This is a genomic window from Nostoc parmelioides FACHB-3921 (assembly GCF_014696625.1).
Lineage (GTDB): Bacteria > Cyanobacteriota > Cyanobacteriia > Cyanobacteriales > Nostocaceae > Trichormus > Trichormus parmelioides.
The window spans coordinates 1-4,020 of the sequence record NZ_JACJQL010000159.1; the positions used below are offsets into that span (position 1 = coordinate 1).

Below are 4,020 nucleotides of genomic sequence, written 5' to 3' on the forward strand. Positions count from 1 at the left end.
ATTCTTCCCAAGTTATTGTGTTGTTACAATGCTTTTTCGTTCCATATTTTATCTGCTAAAAATTTTAATGATAATGATAATCGAAAAGAGGGGGGAGGAGGCGAGCGTCGCTCGCCTCCTCCCCCTCCCCACCACATGATTATCATTTTTATTTAGATAAGTTTAAGTATTTTAGCTCATTGACAAAATACACTTTAATCTAACCCCTCACGAGTGGGACAACTTATACTTATTGTCGCATTAAAGAATTACTGTCCAATTTTACCGCCTGAAGGGACATAGGTTACCTGTTTCCTTGTATCCTTTAAATGATATTTTTTGGGCAACTAATGGTTGTTGTCGCAAATATTGGTGGGTAGTTGTTCCGTCTTTATCCGGCGTGATGCACTCCTCCCTGCTATCGCTGTTCCCGTAGCGCCTCGCACAAAGGAAGGGGAATTCCACCGAATTTTTTAAATATTTAAATAAACTTCTTATTTACAAAGGCATAATCCAGTAGTTTTTGTTATGCTGGACTAGACAATTTAGGTTTTTTTGACTGCACATTATAATGCAATACCGTTTAATTTGCAAAATTAATTTTTTATACAATTAGTCTTGTTTTGTACATAAAGATTAATTAGGCGATCGCTCTCAAAAGTTGATATTTTTTTTAATGTAGAGGGTCAACGAGCTGAGCAACTAATTGTCTAGCTGTGTTGGATCAAAACTTTGCTCATTTTCAATTTTTTTATGAGTCATCATCTACCCGACACTAAGATACCCGCTCCGTGTATTGTAAACACGGGGATCATTGTGAACAAGCTCGACATGAAGCGTTTATTGGCTGATTTAGGTCGAGTCCACTACATCTACACCCAAGAAGGCCAATTACAGAGCGAGGGTGAAGGGGATGTGATGGAAGTTTTTGCTAACCCACGAAGGTCTACTTTAGTGGCTAACAGTACTCTTTATCTCAATGTTGCTAGCTTTGATTATCTGGAATTGAAACAATCACCCCAAAAAGAAACTTTCTTTGATTTGATGCAGGAAGGCGCTTGCTTACGGTTGATTCCTTTATCGACACCTATCCAAGAACGTCGTGAACGGACTTGGAATGTCAGCGCTATCGAGGCGATGATGGAGGAAGTCCTAGCAGCTAGATGGGATGCAGAAATTGATGATGACTGTTGTGATGGCTTTTAAATAGTAACTAAATACCATATACTCATAAAATTTGAAAGTTGGTAATAGATAAGCGGTAAAGGGTGATGACTAATCAGTTACTGTTTATTTATTACCAATTATTTTGGGTAAGTGCTGAGTAAAATGAGTTCAATGAATTTTAAAAACCCCTCTCCAAACCTCTCCCCTGCAAGGAGAGAGGCTTTCAATTTTCCCCCTTCCCTACTAGGGAAGGGGGTTAGGGGGTTAGGTTTGACGTTAACTTTTCCACATAACGTCAAACTTACATTGAGTGAGAAGCAACTACTTCTTAATTATTTTTGTCCATATAGTTAAACAAGCTGAATCTTACCTTGAGTGCTATATTTTCTTTTCAATCCCTCGCTCGTTGTAGCCAAACAAAAGCCAGAGCCGGGGTATTTTTAACTCCCCACGGAATTGTCGAAACTCCAAGATTTATGCCAGTGGGAACCCTGGCCAATGTCAAAACCGTTACCCCAGCCCAGCTTAAGGAAACTGGGGCGCAGATGGTTTTATCTAATACTTATCATCTCCATCTCCAACCAGGAGAAGCCATTGTGGCTGGTGGTGGTGGATTGCATAAATTTATGGGCTGGAATGGGCCGATGCTCACCGATTCCGGTGGTTTTCAGGTTTTCAGTTTGAGCGAAATGAGAAAAATTACAGAAGAAGGTGTGACTTTTCGCTCACCTCATGACGGGCAAATTATTAAATTAACGCCGGAACGCTCTATAGAGATTCAAAATATTTTAGGGGCTGATGTGATCATGGCGTTCGATGAATGTCCTCCCTACCCAGCTACTCGCCAGGAAGTAGAAGCGGCGACTGAGCGGACTTATCGTTGGTTGGAACGCTGCATTACGGCTCATCAACGCCAGGATCAAGCGTTGTTTGGTATTGTTCAAGGTGGGGTATATCTGGATTTACGGGCTAAAGCTGCCAATACTTTAACTGAGCTAGATTTACCTGGTTATGCCATTGGTGGGGTGAGTGTAGGCGAACCACCAGAAATGATGGCGCAAATTGTGCAAGCTACAGCACCGCTTTTACCAGCACACAAGCCGCGTTACTTGATGGGTGTGGGAACTTATCGGGAAATGGTAATTGCGATCGCCTCTGGTATAGACTTATTTGATTGCGTCATTCCCACCCGTTGGGCGAGACACGGTACAGCAATGGTAAAAGGCGAACGTTGGAACTTAAAAAATGCTAAGTTCCGTGAAGATTTTGCCCCAATAGATGAAACTTGCCCTTGTTATGCTTGTCAAAATTTCAGTCGTGCCTATATTTCTCATTTAGTGCGATCGCAAGAAATTTTAGCCTACACCTTATTAAGCATTCACAATATTACCGAACTCATTCGCTTTACCCAAAAAATTCGTGAAGCAATATTAAGCGATCGTTTTTTGGAAGAATTTGGTCACTGGTTAAACTCGCCGGAAACTGAAGTTGATAACGGGTAATGGGTATTTTGAATTCCGCTTTGCGGTACTAGACCTTGAGGAACCAGCGTTGGCGGTACATAAGGACAGCGACAGCCCACCATAATAAAACGGTGACTAGGGCGAATAGTAAAGAACCGTTGTAGGTTCCAGCCCAGGAAGCGAAGATGTTTTGGTATATCCAGTTAAAAGTGCTGGGGGCTGTTTCGCCTGTACCGATTTTAGTTCTGACTAATATTTTAATGAGTAAAACTGATGGGACGAAAAGAGCGATCGCATTTAACCCCATAATTTCCCAAGGCTTACTCCAGCGTTTGATTAACCTCACCTCAATTAGTTCATAACAAGCGGCTAATAACAATAAAGCCCAACCACTGGTAAACACCACATAAGAACTTGTCCACAGTTTTTTATTAATGGGGAATAGCCAACCCCAACCCCAACCAACAATTAAGCAACCAATCCCAAATAATGCTAATCCTACACTTGTACGTGTTTGTACTGACTGTTTACGTATCCATTCCCCAGTAAAATAACCAGCTAAAACACTCACAATCGCGGGAATTGTGCTGAAAAGTCCTTCTGGGTCTCCCAAATTTTTAAACCCATCCCCTGCATACAGATGAACTTTAGGTATAATCAGGCGATCAACATAAGCCCCGAAGTTGCCTTCCCTAGTTAACACCCCAGCACCATAGTCAGGTACAGGAACATACATCATCGTAAGCCAATAGCCGACGAGTAAAACCCCTGCTAATATCCATTGTCCTTTGCGCGGTAGGTTGAGGACTGCCAAGGAAGCAGATAGATAGCTAAGGCTAATACGCTGTAATACTCCCATAATGCGGATATTACTTAAATCAAACGTCCATATACCCTTATTCCAAAAGCCATTGAGTAGCAAACCCAAAACAAAGAGGATGGCGGCGCGGCGGAAGATACGCCAGTAAACAGCCGAGGTGGGTTTATTCTCATGGGTGTATTTGGATAGAGAAAAAGACATTGCCACACCGACAATGAATAAAAAGAAGGGAAATACTAAATCAGTTGGTGTGCAACCATGCCATTCAGCATGAGCTAAGGGAGGATAGACATCATCTGCAACCCCCGCCATATTGACGAGAATCATCCCTGCAATAGTAATACCGCGAAATACATCAAGCGAAGTCAAGCGCATGGACAGAATTTTATACTTGATGAGTATCTAAGCTACCTCGCCTACTGCACGGAATTAATTAATTTTTACAAACCTTTGAAAACCGCTATAGAACTACTGGCGTAGAGACTTGACATCTCCCCTTGCTAGAAGCAGAGGGGATTCTAAACTGATGTTGCTACGGCGACTAGAAGTCGCACTTCGCAACGTTTACGATATGATTTATTTAATCGCGTA

Annotated in this window: 3 protein-coding genes; 2 read left to right on the forward strand and 1 reads right to left on the reverse strand. The window is 41.9% G+C overall.

What is annotated here, in order from left to right:
- Positions 1–732: 732 nt before the first annotated feature.
- Entirely contained in the window at positions 733–1,185 is a 453-nt protein-coding gene (locus H6G14_RS33040) for a hypothetical protein (protein ID WP_010995234.1), read from the forward strand.
- A gap of 332 nt (positions 1,186–1,517) precedes the next feature.
- Positions 1,518–2,648 carry a tRNA guanosine(34) transglycosylase Tgt gene (gene tgt, locus H6G14_RS33045; protein WP_190573194.1) on the forward strand — a complete coding sequence of 377 codons (1,131 nt, stop codon included), beginning with the start codon at positions 1,518–1,520 and terminating at the stop codon, positions 2,646–2,648.
- Positions 2,649–2,676: 28 nt separating this feature from the next.
- On the opposite strand, the gene H6G14_RS33050 is transcribed toward tgt, so the two are convergent.
- Positions 2,677–3,804 carry an acyltransferase family protein gene (locus H6G14_RS33050; RefSeq protein WP_190573195.1) on the reverse strand — a complete coding sequence of 376 codons (1,128 nt, stop codon included), beginning with the start codon at positions 3,802–3,804 and terminating at the stop codon, positions 2,677–2,679.
- Positions 3,805–4,020: the final 216 nt, after the last annotated feature.